Raw genomic sequence first — 13997 nt, forward strand, 5'->3', positions numbered from 1 at the left:
CGTCTCAGCCCTTCTGACCGGCAGGCCGGCCACGCATCCACCGCATCCACTCCATGGTGGAGCGCACCGGCCCGAGGCGGGCGCCGAAGCCTCGACGCGCCAGGTCGTCGGCGATCTCCTGGGCTGCGATCTGCAACCCCAGGAAGGTGTCCACGCCGGGGAAGTAGCCGCCGAGGGTAGCCGTGCCCGAGGCGTAGAGGGCACCGTCGCCGCTCGCTGTCCCGCGTACCTCGAAGTGCCGCTCCACGTCGAGGCGGCCGACCGGGTTGCGGCCGGCGCCGCCATGTTCGAGCAGGTCCGCGATGACTCGGTGCTCGGCGATGTCGGCCTCCAAGCCGGTGCAGTCGATGACGTAGTCCGCGAGCAGCGTCCTCGTGCCGGCGTCGCCGGTGACCCGGCTGGCGATCCGGCCGTCGGCGGTCGGTTCCACCTGGTCGACCGTGCCCTGCCAGGTGCGGTACCAGCCGCCCTTCCGGCCGGCGCGCATCTGTTCCTGCCAGCGGCGGCGCCTCGGCGTGTTGGTGCCGCCCATCGCGGCGTACGCGGCGGCCCGGTCCGCGCCCTCGAGGCGGCGCATCCGGGCCTTGAGCTGGCCGCCCCACACCGACTTGGGATAGTTGAACCCCTGGTACGCCCATCCGTCGCCGCCCCGGCGGCGCAGCCACGGGTGCGGCCCGTGCGCGCCGCTGACATAGGTGCGGAACAGGTGCTCGATCTCGGTACCCAGACCGTGCCGTTCCCGGTCGTCCATCAGGCGCTGCAGCACCCGGGACGCGACGATGCCGCCGCCCCGGACCAGCACGGTGCCCGGCCGGTTCTTGAGCACCTCGTACACGTGCTCGTGCGGCTCGTAGGCGTTGACCACGTGCTCGAAATCCTGGTGGGTCTCGCGGAACTGCTGCAGGTCCGGCAGGAAACGCAGGCCGGGATAGCCGACCGCGAGGTGCACGAATCGGGACCGGTAGGCAACCCGCCGGGTCGACGAGCTGCCGGCCGGCGGAGTGAGGATGGTGAAGTAGCCGCCCCCGGCACGCCGCCGGACCATCCGCACCACGCCGTCGACCAGCATGTCCCGGTATCCGATCCGCTCCGCCTCCCGCTCCAGGCCGGCGAACACCTGCCCGGCCCGGGGCGTCCAGTAGTCGCTGAACAGCGGCTCACCCAGCACGTGCAGCAGCGGCCGAAGGCTGCGCTCCTGCCAGGCCTCCGCCACCGCGTACGACGGGAAGCCCCAGATGTTGTCGGGCCGGGAGGACGAGTCGGAGCGGATCCGCTCGTGGCGCGGAATCTGCGACACCCGGGTCAGATATTCGTACGTCTGCCAGGGATGGTCGATGTTGGACAGCACCCGGATCCGGTCGGCAGCCACTCCGGCGATGCGGAGGTAGTCCACAGTGACGAAGGAGCCAATCCCGCCGCCGACCGTCACGAACGGGACATCCACCACCGGTATGCCGGCGCCGGCCAGCATCTCATCGGCCCACACGTCGCTGGCCAGCAGTTCGGAGTTGAGATCTCCGGCCGCCTCATGTTGTTCCACCAGACCGCTCCCCGTTCGCGCGGCACGCCCCGCCCGTGCCACGTCGGAGAGTTTCTAGCACGGCGGCCGACGCCCCGCTGCCCCACGAATCCGGGAACGGACCCCACCGCGTTCGCCCTGCTGGTCGGGGCGATCCGTCGAGGCACCCGGCTGGCCGTGGCGATGGACGCCCGCGGATTCGACGCCGGCACACCCCGTACCGTCGCCCGGCGGCCGTACTTCACCCGCGCCGACGCCCTCCTCATCGCCGGGGCGTTCGTGCTGGCCGGAGCCGCCCTGACCACAAGCATCCTCCTAGGCGCCTTCCGCCCCCTGATCAGCTGAGTCCCGCCGCTGGCCCGCCGCTGGGCCCCCGCTGGGCCAAGATCCACACAACATCAGAGATGTAGCGGCCTCGCTCGCCATGGAGGCCACTACATCCCTGATGTTGCTGTCACCATCCCGCGCCCAGCGCCCAGCGCCCAGCGCCCAGCGCCCAGCGCCCCCGCCCTCGCCCTCGCCCTCGCCCGCCTACGCCGATCTTGCGACTTCTGTCGTTGGTTCATCCCGATATGCCGTTTATACGCGGACAGAAATTGCAAGATCGCGGGGGGCAGCGGGGCCGGGCGGGGTGGGGCGCGGCGGGGCCGGGCGGCCCGAGGCGGGCGGGGCCGGGCGGCCCGAGGCGGGCGGGGCCGGGCGGCCCGAGGCGGGCGGGACGGGCGGCCCGAGGCGGGCGGGACGGGCGGCCCGAGGCGGGCGGGACGGGCGGGGCGGGGTGGGCGGGACGGGCGCGGCCGGGTGGGCGGGACGGGCGGGGCGGGGTGGGCGGCTCGATCAGCTGCGGCGGAAGGCGTAGCGGCGGGCCTGGCCGGCCTGCTGGCTGCGGCCGCCGCCGGAGCGGTTGCCGCCACCCTGCGGTGGCCCTGCTGTCGGTGCCTTCGGTCGTGCGGCTGGCTTGGGCAGATCTCCCACCGTCGGCGCGTCGACCGCTGCCGGCACATCGACCGGCGGCGCCACCTCGCCCAGGCCAGATGCCGGCTCCACCAGCACCGCCGGCAGGGCCGGCTCGGCCGGCAGGGCCGGTTCCACCAGCACCGCCGGCAGGGCCGGTTCGACCGTGAGGTCCAGGTCGGGGCGGGTGGGTGGAAACGGGCCGTTGCCGGCCGCCGGGTCGACGCCGAGGGGCGTCACTCTCGGGGTACGGGTCTTCTTCGGGTTACGCCTGGCAGGCATCCGGGCCTCCTTCAAGGCCGACCGGCACGGCCGGTCCCGCGCTGCGGCGGTCGGTCGGATCGGCTGGTGACCGCCGTTGCGCGGCGGTCGATTGGGGAAGGGACTGCTCACCGGGCCAGGCAGGGCCATCGCCACCGAACGGCGGGGAGGGGATGCGGGACGCCCGGGAGCGCACGGACCGCGACGCGGGACGGCGGGCCGGCTCGGAAGTGGGGCGTCAGTTACGCATGTTCGTACCGTAGCCACCGCCCGACCGACGCGCATCCGTTTTTACTGGCACGATCGGCAGATGCTGATCGCGTTCTCGATCACCCCGCTCGGCGGTGACGACTCCGTGGGTGACCTGGTCGCCGAGGCGGTGCGGGTGGTCCGTGCGTCCGGCCTGCCCAACCGGACCGATGCCATGTTCACCACCATCGAGGGCGAGTGGGACGAGGTGATGGCGGTGGTGAAGCAGGCGGTCGACGTGGTCGCCGCGCGGGCGCCCCGGGTGAGTGTGGTGCTCAAGGCCGATGTCCGACCCGGGGTCACCGACGCGCTGACCGGGAAGATCGCCCGAATCGAAGCCCGTCTCGCCGAAGGCTGACGCGCGCGGCGCGGAATGACGACACGTTTCCCTGCCCGGGGCTCACCGACCAGCGCCGATGGCCCGAGCCGCCAGGGGCAACGTCCGCATCACGTGCAGTAACGGGACGTCGATCACTGGTCCGTATCGGCTCACATCACGGTAAGTTTCCAAGCGCTGATAGTGGTGTGACGAGAGGTGGCGGCACGAATGGCTGATCAGGCGAGGGCACAAATCGGTGTGACCGGGCTGGCGGTGATGGGTCGCAACGTGGCCCGCAACCTGGCCCGCAACGGCTTCACGGTGGCAGTCCACAACCGCTCGCCGGAGCGCACCCGCAGCCTGGTTGCCGAGCACGGCGACGAGGGCACGTTCCTGCCCGGCGAGACGATGGCCGATTTCGTGGCGTCACTGGAACGACCCCGCGCGGTCATCGTGATGGTGAAGGCCGGCGCGCCCACCGACGCGGTGATCGACGAGTTGGTGCCGCTGCTCGACGAGGGCGACATCATCGTCGACTGTGGCAACGCCCACTTCGCCGACACCCGTCGCCGCGAGGAGGCGCTGCGGGCCCAGGGGCTGCACTTCAGCGGCACCGGTGTCTCCGGCGGCGAGGAGGGCGCGCTGCGCGGGCCGAGCATCATGCCGGGCGGCTCCGCCGAGTCGTACGCGAAGCTCGGGCCCATGTTCGAGAAGATCGCCGCCCAGGTGGACGGCGTGCCGTGCTGCACGCACGTCGGGCCGGACGGCGCCGGGCACTTCGTCAAGATGGTGCACAACGGCATCGAGTACGCCGACATGCAGCTCATCGCCGAGGCGTACGACCTGCTCCGGGCCGGCCTGGACGCGACGCCCGCTGAGATCGCGGAGATCTTCCGGGAGTGGAACAACGGCGAGCTTGAGTCGTTCCTCATCGAGATCACCGCCGACGTGCTCGCGCACACCGACGCGGCGACCGGCAGGTCGTTCGTGGACATCGTGCAGGACCGGGCCGAGCAGAAGGGCACCGGTCGGTGGACCGTGCAGAGCGCCCTGGACCTGGGCATCCCGATCACCGGGATCGCCGAGGCGACCTTCGCCCGTTCGCTCTCCGGGCACGTCGACCAGCGCGAGGCGGCCCGCCGGGCGTTCCCCGACGCGGGTGAGAAGTGGCAGGTGACCGACCGGGAGACGTTCGTCGAGGACGTCCGCCGGGCACTGCTCGCCTCCAAGATCGTCGCGTACGCGCAGGGCTTCGACCACATCCGCGCGGGCAGCCAGGAATACAACTGGGACATCGACCTTGGCGGCACCGCGACGATCTGGCGGGGCGGCTGCATCATCCGGGCCCGCTTCCTCAACCGGATCCGTGAGGCGTACGACGAGCAGCCCGACCTGCCGACGCTGCTGGTGGCGCCGTACTTCGCCGAGGCGGTCAGCGCTGGCGTGCCGAGCTGGCGGCGGGTGGTGGCCGACGCGACCCGGGCCGGTGTGCCAACGCCCGCGTTCTCGTCGTCGCTGGCGTACTTCGACGCGTTGCGCGCGGAGCGGCTGCCCGCGGCGCTGATCCAGGGTCTGCGGGACAACTTCGGCGCACACACCTACCAGCGGGTGGACCGCGAGGGCTCGTTCCACACCACCTGGGCCGCCGACCGCACCGAGTCGCCGGCGTAGCCGGCGCGAAGCCCGGTTCGCGCCGCCCTGCGCTCCGCGCTCCGCGCCCTGCAAGATCGTGCTTGATCCAGGATGTAGTGGCCTCCCTCTCCGTGGAGGCCACTACATCCATGTTCAAGCGTGATCTAGGGAGACGGCAGGTGCGAACCGGTAGCGGTCAGGCGACCGTTGCGTGCATCTCCCAGACAAGGATCTCGGCCGGTTCGTCGGCGGTCACCCGCCGGCCACCGGTCATGGTGAGCCGGGCGGCGTCGCCGCTGCCGAGCGGACCACTGCCCTCCAGGGTCACCGTGCCGTTGGGCACGTAGAGGTGCACGTAGGGCGCGTCCGGGATGGTCACCTCGTCGCCGGGGGCGAGACGGGCGGCGTGCAGGGTCGCGTACCGGTTGCGGATCCGGATCGCGGACGCGCCGTCGTAGCGGTCCATCCCAGACGCGATCGGCACCAGGCCCCCGCGGAGCAGCTCGTCCTCGATCTCCAACTGCTCATAGCCGGGGTCTACGCCCTGCTCGTCGGGGAGCACCCACATCTGCACGAAGTGCACCGGGTCGGTGTGCGGCTCCTGGTTGTTGAGCCGCCAGGCGTCGTTCTTCTCCGAGTGCAGGATGCCGGTGCCGGCGCTCATCCGCTGGGCCAGACCCGGGTAGATCACCCCGGAGTGCCCGGTGGAGTCCTGGTGCACCAGGGAACCGCGCAGCACCCAGGTCACGATCTCCATGTCCTGGTGCGGGTGGGTCTCGAAGCCGGCGCCCGGTCGGACCACGTCGTCGTTGTTGACCAGCAGCAGGCCGTGGTGGGTGTTGGCCGGGTCGTAGTGCCGGGAGAACGAGAAGGAGTGCTTGGAGTCCAGCCAGGAGATCCGGGTGGCGAATCGATCATCGGCACGACGGATGTCGACGGCGGGCGCTGGCGCGGTCACCAGGCACGCTGCCCGGCGTCGGGGGTCGACGGCGCCCAGGTCAGGGCCGGATCGCCGCTGGCCAGTTCGGCGATCTCACCGGTGCGTAGCTGGGGAGTGTGGCCGAACTCGGCACAGTGCTGCTCGGCGATCTCGGCACAGATCTCGGCTACCTGCTCGCAGATCGGGTCGCCCAGGTCGGCGGCGTTCAACGCCATGATCATCTTGAAGCGGAGATCCCGCATCTGGCCCCCAACCGCTGTCGTCCCACCACCTCCGGACCCTACCCGCCACCCTTGCGCAGGACCCCGAAACGAGCGCACCCACCCCAACCCACCACCGCGCACCCCGCCCCCGATCGAGAGCTGGCCCAGACCGGGCGGCTCACCCCAACCACACGGCCCCACCCTGCCCCGCGAGCGCGGACCGGCCCGGCGATCCCCACGGCGGTTGCGCCCCACCCCAGCCCTGCGCCCCACCCTGACCGTTGCGGCCCACCCGACCGTTGCGCCCACCCTGCCCGCCCCCGCCCCCGCCCGCCCCCGCCCGGCCCTGCCCTGCCCGGCCGCATCGATCATGGAGTTGTGGTGGTGGATATAAGCCGCAAGAACATCGAATCTGGCCACTACAACTCCATGATCGACTGGGTCGAGGCCTGGATGCGGCCGCGGTTGGGGCGAGGTTGGGGCGCGGAGGGTCGGGGCTGGGGCGGGGCAGGCGCAGGGGTGGGTCGGGGAACACGCGGGCGGGGACCACACGCGGGGCGGGGACCACACGCGGGGTGAGTTGGTGGGGACGCGACGGCGCCGCCCGCACGGGAGTGCGGACGGCGCCGAGGACAGATAAGGGGTCGGTCAGAAGAAGCGGCGGCGCTTGGCCTTCTGCGGACGGATCAGGTCCGCACCCTTGGTCAGCAGCCGGGTCGCCCCGGAGGGACCACGCCGGGCCTCCAGGGTGTGGCTGAGTCGGCGGGCGCCGGCCGCGGCCAGCGGCACCGCGATAGCCATCACCGCCCACTGGGCAATGCGCTTCTGGATCATGTGGGTTCACCTCCGTCAGTGGATTCTGACGTCTCTGATACCCAGAGTGACGTGCGGGTAAGCGCGTCGGCTCAGATAACCGGGGCGACCGGGTTGGGTAGCGCGCCGCCGAAGCGTCGGTCCCGCTGGGCGTAGAGCTCGCACGCGTACCAGAGGTGGCGACGGTCGAAGTCGGGCCAGAGCGTGTCCAGGAAGACCAACTCGGCGTATGCGGTCTGCCAGAGCAGGAAGTTGGAGATCCGTTCCTCACCGGAAGGGCGCAGGAACAGGTCAACCTCCGGGATCTCCGGGTGGTAGAGGTACTTCGCCACGGTCTTCTCGGTGACCTTCGCCGGGTCCAACCGGCCGGCCGCCACGTCCCGTGCGATCGCGGCGGCGGCGTCACCGATCTCGGCCTGCCCGCCGTAGTTGACGCAGAACTGCAGGGTCAGCGTCGAGTTGTCGCGGGACATCTCCTCGGCGGTCTGCAGCTCGGTGATGACGCTCTTCCACAGCCGACCGGGCCGGCCCGACCACACCACCCGTACTCCCAGGTCGACCAGTTGGTCACGGCGGCGACGGATCACGTCCCGGTTGAACCCCATCAGGAACCGGACCTCGTCGGGCGAGCGCCGCCAGTTCTCGGTGGAGAACGCGTACGCCGACAGGTACGGGATGCCCATCTCGATGGCGCCCTCGATGGTGTCGAAGAGGCTGTGCTCCCCCGCCTCGTGCCCCTTGGTGCGGGGCAGCCCGCGGTCCTTGGCCCAGCGGCCGTTGCCATCCATCACCACCGCCACGTGCTTCGGCACCGCGTCGGTGGGCAGCGCCGGCGGTCGGGCCCCGGACGGGTGTGGCACCGGCGGGGTCGGCTCGCGCCGGCCGGCCTTCTTCGATCGAATCACTCGGTCACTCCCTGTTCGCGCCGTCCGCCCCGGCCTCGACGTCGCCGCGTGGCCGGAGCACCACGGCCCCGGTGCCTTCCGGCGGAGGGGCCGTGCCGGCCGCCGAGGGACCCCGGTCGACCAGCGGCAGCGAGCGTAGCGCGCGCTCCAGGTGCCACTGCAGGTGAGCCGCGACCAGCCCACTGCACTCTCGACGTACGGCGGTGTCGGTGGCGTCGGCGATCACCCAGTCGCCGGAGGTCAGCGCGGACATCAGGTCGATGGTGGCCGGGGCGGGATGAGCCGCCCCGGGGGGCCGGCAGTCCGGACAGACCGCGCCGCCGGCCGGAACGGAGAACGCCCGGTGCCGCCCGGGCGTGCCGCAGACCGCGCAGGCGACCAGCGCCGGCGCCCAGCCGGCCAGGGACATCCCGCGCAGCAGGTACGCGTCGAGCACCAGGGTGGTGGCGTGCTCGCCCCGGGACAGCGCCTTCAGCGCGCCGATGGTGAGCTGGAACAGCCGCAGCGACGGCTCCCGTTCCACCGGGGTCAGCCGCTCGGCGGTCTCGGCGATCGCGCTGGCCGCCGTGTAGCGCGGATAGTCGCCCAGGAACCGTTTGCCGTACAGGTCGATGCCCTCGACCTGGCTCACGGTGTGCAGTGAACTGCCGTGGTTGCCCTTCGGGTCGCCGGCGAGTTGGAGGTCGACGTGGCCGAACGGCTCCAGCCGGGCACCGAACTTGCTGGTGGTGCGGCGGATGCCTCGAGCCACCGCGCGTAGCCGGCCGTGCCGGCGGGTGAGCAGGGTGATGATCCGGTCGGACTCGCCGAGCTTCTGCACACGCAGCACCACCGCGTCGTCGCGGTAGAGCTGTCGGCGATACCCGGCCATCGGGCCATTCTCCCTCGGGGTGTGAAATCAGGGTTGGTTCGGGGTGCAAGCGCGGTTGAACCCCGATGCGGCGGCCTCGTGCCCGGCCGTAGCGTGCTGGTCATGGCCCTGCACCTGACCCCCACCGCCCGCCGTCGTCGCGTCGCCGCTCCCGTCGCGCTGGGGCTCGCCACCACCCTCATCGTGCTCGCCGGGTGCGACAACCTGTCGTTCCGTCGGCTCGACTACGACAACACCGAGGCGGCCCGGATCACCACGGTCCGGGTCTCCGGGGGTTCAGGCGACGTGGTGATCCGCGGCACCGGCGCGGCGTCCGAGGTGCGGATCAAGCGAGTGGTTCGCTACCAGGGCGGTGAACCGGACAACACCCGCTACGAGATCAAGGGCAGCGAGTTGGTGCTGGACACCGACTGTGGCTCGCGATGCAGCATCTCCTACGAGGTGACGGTGCCGGAGGGTGTGGCGGTGAAGGGCGAGACCAGCTCCGGCAACGTCGAGCTGAGCCGGGTCGGCACCGTGGAGCTACAGGTGCGCTCGGGCGACGTGCGGATCTCCGGTGCGTCGGGCGCGGTCGGCGTGGAGGCCCAGTCGGGCAACATCGAGGTGAACGAGGCCGCCGCGGCGGTACGGCTGCGCGCCTCGTCGGGAGACATCACCGCACGCCGGCTGGGCGGCACTGTCGACGCCGAGGCCAGCTCGGGCAATGTCAACGTGGAGCTGGACAAGCCCGCCTCGGCCCGCGTCCACGCCTCCAGCGGTGACGTCACGCTGGTGGTGCCGCAGGGCAGCTACCGGGTCCGGTCCAACGCCGATTCCGGCGACGAGACCGTGACCGTCGCCGACAACCCGGCGGCGTCCCTGGTGCTCGACGGTTCGGCCAACAGCGGCAACCTCACGATCAGCGAGCGTTGATCTCGACGTCGGCCGGCTCCCGGGCCGTCCGCTGCGCCGGCACCACCGGTCGTCCGACGGTCGCCCCGGCACCGGCTTCGGCACCCGGCCGGGCCGCCGCGTCGGCGGACGGCGTCGGGCCACCGGGGATCAGCTCCGGGCGGCGGCGGGCGGCGACGTCCTCGACCCACCCGACGGCCAGGGTGACCAGCCCGACCAGGGCGAAGACCAGCAGCACCCGGATGGCCAGGCCCACCGGGTCCTGGTGGGACCAGCCCACCACGTCGACCAGTGGGGTGAGCGCCACCACGAACGGCATGTGCCAGAGGTAGACGGTGAGCGCCCGCCGGTTGAGCACTGTCACCGCCCGGTCGGCCGGTCGGCTCCGGCTCAGCCAGGCCACCCCGGCCGGCGCCCGGCCCAGCACGATCAGGATGAACGCGGCCGACCAGAGGGCGTTGCCCAGGGGGTTGTCGTTCAGGTCGTACCCCCGCGGACCGGGATGCTCGACGATCCAGGCGCCGCCGCCCACGGCGAGGGCGAGGGCCACCGGGTACAGCAGTCGGCCGGAGAGCCGGCGCAGCATCCCGGCGTGGTGGGCGAAGCCGAGCAGCCACGCGCCGAAGTAGAGCCCGAACTCGCGCAGCACCGGCGGTGCCGGGTAGATCCCCACCTCGATGGTCACCAGCAGGAGGTACGGGGCGAGCACTGTCATCAGCGGGGCACGCCGGAACAGCCAGAACGCGACAGGCGAGGCGAGCACGAACCAGAGATAGTCGCGCAGGTACCAGATGGTGCTCAGCGCCAGCGCGCCCCAGTGGTTGGCCGGCGGGTCGGCGATCGGGAACAGCCACAGCAGCACCCGAGGGCTCACCGACAACCCGCTGAACAGCATGGCCGGCACGAAGACCACCGCGAGCACCCACAGCGACGGCAGCAGCCGACGCAGCCTACGCCCGACCGCCGCCGGGCCGACCCGGGTCAGCGACGCGGCCATCAGTGAGCCTGCCAGCGCGAACATCACCGACATGGCGGGGAAGACGAGGGTGAGGGTCGCCCATCCGGTGACGTGGTAAACGACCACTCGAATGATGGCCAGGGCACGGAGGAGGTCGAGGTACCTGTTGCGCATCAGCCTGCATCTCGGTCGGGGACGCGGGGCACGACTTTCCTACCCTGCGTGGCGCCCGTACCAAACGACGGCTGTCCCGGCCAGGCGTGAACATCCCCGGCTGCCCGACCGACGGCGATGGTGCCGCCGGTCGGGCACCGCCGACGAGGTGGGTCAGAAGCCCAGCTTGCGCAGTTGCTTCGGGTCGCGCTGCCAGTCCTTCGCGACCCGCACGTGCAGGTCGAGGTAGACCCGACCGCCGAGCAGTTCCTCGATCTGCTTGCGGGCGGTGGTGCCGACCTCCTTGAGCCGACTCGCCTTGTGCCCGAGCACGATGGCCTTCTGGCTGGGCCGCTCCACGTACAGGTCGGCGTAGATCTTCATGACCTGACCCTCGGGGATCATCTCCTCCACCACCACGGCGATGGAGTGCGGCAGCTCGTCGCGGACCCCCTCCAGGGCGGCCTCGCGGATCAGCTCGGCGACAAGCACCTGCTCGGGATCGTCGGTGAGCATGTCGTCCGGGTAGAGCTGCGGCGACGGCGGCAGGTACTTGGTCATCACGTCGACGAGGGTGTCCACCTGGTGCCCGGACACGGCGCTCACCGGCACGATCTCGGCGAACTCCCCCATCTTGCTGACCGCGAGCAACTGCTCCGCCAGTTGGCGCTTGTCCACCAGGTCGGTCTTGGTGACCACCGCCAGCACTGTCGCCTTCAACTCGGCCAGCTCACCGGTGATGAACTTGTCACCGCGCCCGACCGGCTCGTTCGCCGGGATGCAGAGGCCGATCACGTCGACCTCGGTCCAGGTGGAGCGGACCAGGTCGTTGAGACGTTCGCCGAGCAGCGTACGGGGGCGGTGCAGGCCCGGTGTGTCGACGAGGACCAGCTGCGACTCCGGTCGGTGCAGCACTGCCCGGATGACGTGCCGGGTGGTCTGCGGCTTGTTCGAGGTGATGGCGATCTTGGTGCCGACGATGGCGTTGGTCAGCGTCGACTTGCCGGCGTTGGGGCGACCGACGAAGCAGCCGAACCCCGCCCGGTACGGACGCGCCTGCGGATCCTGCACCGGGCTCACTGGGTCACCGTGCCGAGGACCGTGCCGTCCGGAGCGGCCACGTGGACCGGTGCGTCCGCCGCGAGGTCCCGTACCGCCGCGTGCCCGGCACCATCCAGCGTCGACGCTTCGGTCACCACCACCGCCGCCTCCAACCGACTCGCGCCGGCAGCCACGGCCGACGCCACCGCCAACTGCAACGCGGTGAGCGTCAGCGACGGCAGCGCGACACTGGCCGCCGCGTACGTCCGGCCGTCCTGGTCGCGGACCGCGGCGCCCTCGACGGCACCGACCCGCGCCCGGGCTCCCCGGGCCAGGACGACGAGCTTGCCGTCCTCGGCGCTCAGCGCGCCCGACGCGGTGGGGGTGGGCCGGGCGGCAGGCGCGGTGGGTGTTTCAGGCATCGGCGGATTGCCTCTCATCGTCTCGATAGTTGTCCGTGTCGTCCCCGGGGCCGGCGTGCTCGCCGCGCCCCGTGGTGTCCTGCTCATCGCCCGGCTCCACCCGAGTGACCAGGACGGTGTCGATCCGGTTGCGCCGCCCGGTGGTGCCCTCGGCGACCAGGCGGAGACCGGCGACCTCGGCCTCGGCGCCCGGGATCGGCACCCGCCCCAGCGACTGGGCGAGCAGACCGCCGACCGTCTCCACCTCGTCGGTGGGCAGGTCGGTGTCGAACATCTCGCCGAGATTCTCCACCGGCAGGCGAGCGGTCACCCGCACCGAGGAGTCCGCCAGACGTTCGACGGGCGGGCGCTCGACATCGTACTCGTCGGTGATCTCACCGACGATCTCCTCGAGGATGTCCTCGATGGTGACCAGACCGCCGGTGCCGCCGTACTCGTCGACCACGATGACCAGGTGGTTGCGGGCCGCCTGCATCTCGGACAGCAGGTCGTCGACCGGCTTGGACTCCGGTACGAAGGTCGCCGGGCGCATCAGCTCGGCCACCGGCAACTGCTCGGCCCGCGGGTCCCCGCCACGGGAGCGCCGGATCAGGTCCTTGAGGTAGAGCACCCCCAGCACGTCGTCGACGCTCTCGCCGATCACCGGGATGCGGGAGAAACCGGAGCGCAGGAAGAGCGCCAGCGCCTGCGCGAGCGTCTTGCCCTCCTCGATCCACACCATCTCGGTACGCGGCACCATCACCTCACGGGCGATGGTGTCGCCGAGCGCGAAGACGGAGTGGATCATCTGGCGTTCGCCGTGCTCGACCACGCCGCGCTGCTCGGCCAGGTCGACCAGCTCCCGCAGCTCCACCTGGGTGGCGAACGGGCCTTCCCGGAAGCCGCGCCCCGGGGTGACCGCGTTGCCGATCAGGATCAGCAGCGACGCGAGCGGGTTGAGCGCCCGGCCCAGCCAGCGGACCAGCGGTGCCACCGCACGACCCACGGCGTAGGCGTGCTGCCGGCCGATGGTGCGCGGGGCGACGCCCACCACCACGAAGCTGACCACTGTCATCGCGCCGGCGGTCACCAGTGCGGCCCGCCAGCCGGCGCCGAAGCTGTCCACCGCCACGAGCGCCACCAGTGTGGTGGCGGTCAGCTCGGCGAGCAGCCGCAACAGCAGGAGCAGGTTGAGGTGCCGGACGACGTCGCCGGCCACGACCTGGAGCGTACGGGCGCCGCGCACGCCGTCGCGGGCCAGCTCGGCGGCTCGGGCCGGTGAGACCGCGGCGAGGGCCGCCTCGGTCATCGCGATCAGGCCGGCCAGCACCACGAGACCGGCCGCGAAGACGATCAGCTGAAAGTCGGGAAGGCCGGCGGTGGCGCCGGCCGCGAGTAACGGAGGAGTGGACATCACTGGGTGCGGGTCGACCGCCAGCTCGACAGCAGCCGAGCCTGGAGTGCGAACATCTCCCGCTCCTCCTCCGGCTCGGCGTGGTCGTAACCGAGCAGGTGCAGCACCCCGTGCACGGTGAGCAGGTGCAGCTCGTCGGCGGGCGCGTGCCCGGCGGTCGCCGCCTGCTTGGCCGCCACCTCGGGGCAGAGCACGATGTCGCCGAGCAGGGCGGGCTCGCCGCCGGCCGGTGCGGACTCACCCGGGCCGTGGTCGACGCTGCCCTCGTCCATGGGGAAGGCGAGGACGTCGGTCGGGCCGTCGCCACCCATCCAGCGGTGGTTCAGCTCGGTCATGTAGTCGATGTCGACCAGCAGCACTGACAGCTCGGCGAGGGGGTTGACCCCCATCTCGTCGAGGGCGTGCCGGGCGACGGCGAGCACGGCGTCGGTGTCGACGTCGACACCGGACTCGTTGGCGATCTCGATGGACAA

General features: G+C 71.7%; 15 protein-coding genes and 1 pseudogene. 4 read left to right on the top strand and 12 right to left on the bottom strand.

Translation table 11 applies throughout. From position 1 onward, the window contains the following. Positions 1 to 4: 4 nt before the first annotated feature. Positions 5 to 1540: a hypothetical protein gene (locus tag ABZU43_RS27035; protein ID WP_355009265.1), complete on the bottom strand. Its 1536-nt coding sequence runs from the start codon at positions 1538 to 1540 to the stop codon at positions 5 to 7. 105 nt (positions 1541 to 1645) lie between these two features. Here ABZU43_RS27035 and ABZU43_RS27040 point away from each other — a divergent pair. Then, positions 1646 to 1864: pseudogene (locus ABZU43_RS27040) on the top strand (energy-coupling factor transporter transmembrane protein EcfT); the annotation flags it as partial. A gap of 492 nt (positions 1865 to 2356) precedes the next feature. Here the strand turns inward: ABZU43_RS27040 and ABZU43_RS27045 are convergent. Beyond that, on the bottom strand, positions 2357 to 2755 hold the full coding sequence (locus tag ABZU43_RS27045; protein ID WP_355009266.1) for a hypothetical protein: 399 nt from the start codon (positions 2753 to 2755) through the stop codon (positions 2357 to 2359). Between the two features lie 289 nt (positions 2756 to 3044). Between ABZU43_RS27045 and ABZU43_RS27050 the strand changes: the two genes are divergently transcribed. Further along, on the top strand, positions 3045 to 3341 hold the full coding sequence (locus tag ABZU43_RS27050) for a thiamine-binding protein (protein ID WP_355009267.1): 297 nt from the start codon (positions 3045 to 3047) through the stop codon (positions 3339 to 3341). Between the two features lie 189 nt (positions 3342 to 3530). Then, positions 3531 to 4973 carry an NADP-dependent phosphogluconate dehydrogenase gene (gndA, locus tag ABZU43_RS27055; protein WP_355009268.1) on the top strand — a complete coding sequence of 481 codons (1443 nt, stop codon included), beginning with the start codon at positions 3531 to 3533 and terminating at the stop codon, positions 4971 to 4973. A gap of 157 nt (positions 4974 to 5130) precedes the next feature. Here the strand turns inward: gndA and ABZU43_RS27060 are convergent, their stop codons facing one another. The 5 genes from ABZU43_RS27060 to recO all read right to left on the bottom strand — a co-directional run bounded on the left by ABZU43_RS27060 (position 5131) and on the right by recO (position 8666). Beyond that, entirely contained in the window at positions 5131 to 5892 is a 762-nt protein-coding gene (locus tag ABZU43_RS27060; protein ID WP_112677214.1) for a pirin-like bicupin family protein, read from the bottom strand. Continuing rightward, positions 5889 to 6116 carry a thioredoxin reductase gene (locus tag ABZU43_RS27065; RefSeq protein ID WP_355009269.1) on the bottom strand — a complete coding sequence of 76 codons (228 nt, stop codon included), beginning with the start codon at positions 6114 to 6116 and terminating at the stop codon, positions 5889 to 5891. The genes ABZU43_RS27060 and ABZU43_RS27065 overlap by 4 nt, the downstream gene beginning before the upstream one ends. 609 nt (positions 6117 to 6725) lie before the next feature. Next, positions 6726 to 6911 (bottom strand): hypothetical protein, encoded by a 186-nt coding sequence (locus ABZU43_RS27070; protein WP_030336441.1) that lies wholly within the window; start codon positions 6909 to 6911, stop codon positions 6726 to 6728. A 71-nt stretch (positions 6912 to 6982) separates the two neighbouring features. Further along, complete coding sequence (locus tag ABZU43_RS27075; RefSeq protein WP_355009270.1) at positions 6983 to 7795, bottom strand: isoprenyl transferase; 813 nt, start codon at positions 7793 to 7795, stop codon at positions 6983 to 6985. A 4-nt stretch (positions 7796 to 7799) separates the two neighbouring features. Next, positions 7800 to 8666: a DNA repair protein RecO gene (gene recO / locus ABZU43_RS27080; protein WP_355009271.1), complete on the bottom strand. Its 867-nt coding sequence runs from the start codon at positions 8664 to 8666 to the stop codon at positions 7800 to 7802. 102 nt (positions 8667 to 8768) lie between these two features. Here recO and ABZU43_RS27085 point away from each other — a divergent pair, with 102 nt between their 5' ends. Next, positions 8769 to 9578, top strand: a complete 810-nt coding sequence (locus ABZU43_RS27085) for a DUF4097 family beta strand repeat-containing protein (protein WP_355009272.1) — start codon at positions 8769 to 8771, stop codon at positions 9576 to 9578. Here ABZU43_RS27085 and ABZU43_RS27090 read toward each other — a convergent pair. The 5 genes from ABZU43_RS27090 to ybeY form a co-directional block, all read right to left on the bottom strand. Beyond that, positions 9565 to 10689 (bottom strand): acyltransferase, encoded by a 1125-nt coding sequence (locus ABZU43_RS27090; RefSeq protein WP_355009273.1) that lies wholly within the window; start codon positions 10687 to 10689, stop codon positions 9565 to 9567. The two genes, ABZU43_RS27085 and ABZU43_RS27090, sit on opposite strands and share 14 nt — an antisense overlap. Positions 10690 to 10842: 153 nt before the next feature. After that, positions 10843 to 11748 carry a GTPase Era gene (gene era, locus ABZU43_RS27095; RefSeq protein WP_355009274.1) on the bottom strand — a complete coding sequence of 302 codons (906 nt, stop codon included), beginning with the start codon at positions 11746 to 11748 and terminating at the stop codon, positions 10843 to 10845. After that, positions 11745 to 12131 carry a cytidine deaminase gene (locus ABZU43_RS27100; protein WP_355009275.1) on the bottom strand — a complete coding sequence of 129 codons (387 nt, stop codon included), beginning with the start codon at positions 12129 to 12131 and terminating at the stop codon, positions 11745 to 11747. Before ABZU43_RS27100 ends, era begins: the two co-directional genes overlap by 4 nt. After that, on the bottom strand, positions 12124 to 13548 hold the full coding sequence (locus tag ABZU43_RS27105; protein ID WP_355009334.1) for a hemolysin family protein: 1425 nt from the start codon (positions 13546 to 13548) through the stop codon (positions 12124 to 12126). The genes ABZU43_RS27100 and ABZU43_RS27105 overlap by 8 nt, the downstream gene beginning before the upstream one ends. Next, a complete protein-coding gene (ybeY, locus tag ABZU43_RS27110; RefSeq protein ID WP_355009276.1) occupies positions 13524 to 13997 on the bottom strand; it encodes an rRNA maturation RNase YbeY in 474 nt (157 codons plus the stop codon). Before ybeY ends, ABZU43_RS27105 begins: the two co-directional genes overlap by 25 nt.

It is taken from the genome of Micromonospora sp. NPDC005205 (assembly GCF_040608275.1).
Lineage (GTDB): Bacteria > Actinomycetota > Actinomycetes > Mycobacteriales > Micromonosporaceae > Micromonospora.